Here is a 998-nt window from a genome sequence, read left to right on the forward strand (position 1 = left end):
TCTTACCCCCTTTTCAAATGTTTTATTTCAAACAAAATGAGTCTTAATAATATACTTTTTGTATGTTTATAAGCTCTTAGAGAAAATAGCAAGAAAAAAATACTTTTTTCGTAAAAAACATATCATTATGGATTCTAATCCCTCTTTTACAAAGAAAATCACACAATATATTTCTATGAAATATTAAGATTTACAATACAACGGAGTACTGTACTAACCTGCATGTAAATATTGTTTTATCTGTAAAAAATTCGCCCTTATTTAACAAAATAAAGGCGAATAAAGTTCTTGTCAAAAGATTGGCTTTTATCATCAATTCAGCGTTAGTCTAACTCCGGCACCAATACCAAAATGGCCTCCTGCACTCGTGACAGATACATTGGAGCGAATCTTCCCATTTTCAGATGTATAACCAGCACCAAGAGCAAATGCAGATTGGCTGCGCCACAAACCCGTACCAAATGTAACACTCAACTTCCCTGGTGTATCGTCATAACTTAAATTAGATACCGCCAACCCAATAGCCGCCGCTTGTCTGGCTTCTTTCCGAACATCCTCAACAACATAATTTAACGTTTCAAACTTCATATCTGTATAGGATTTCGACTCGTTAACACCATTATTGACAAGACTACTTACTCGATCATCCGTATATTTCTTCGCATCATCAAGAACTATCTTCATCTGCTGATCCGTATAATCATGTAACTGACCACCATTAACTGCTTCCTTAGAACCCGTTTCAATTTTACCATCAGCTACATTGTCTATCAAGACTGGATCACTTTCATTCCCACCTACTAAGGTGATGCTATTCTTCTTCTTGCCATCAGCATCTTTATCATAATTAACGGCTCCATCCGTAACCGCAGTTGCAATATCTTTTACATCTTGATCTATCCTATCTACTTTCTTCTCAACATCTGTAACCTTCTGGTTCGTCTCCCATAGCTGTCCTCCATTCACAACTTCCTGCGAACCCTCTTCAATTTTACCTG

At 36.7% G+C, this 998-nt stretch carries 1 protein-coding gene; it reads right to left on the reverse strand.

Going from position 1 to position 998, the window contains the following annotated elements; all coding sequences use genetic code 11:
- Positions 1–312: 312 nt before the first annotated feature.
- The coding region (locus tag ABD915_RS09810; protein WP_345117765.1) for a YadA-like family protein at positions 313–998 on the reverse strand (686 nt) is incomplete at its 5' end.

The organism is Bartonella jaculi (assembly GCF_039543045.1).
GTDB classification, from domain to species: domain Bacteria; phylum Pseudomonadota; class Alphaproteobacteria; order Rhizobiales; family Rhizobiaceae; genus Bartonella; species Bartonella jaculi.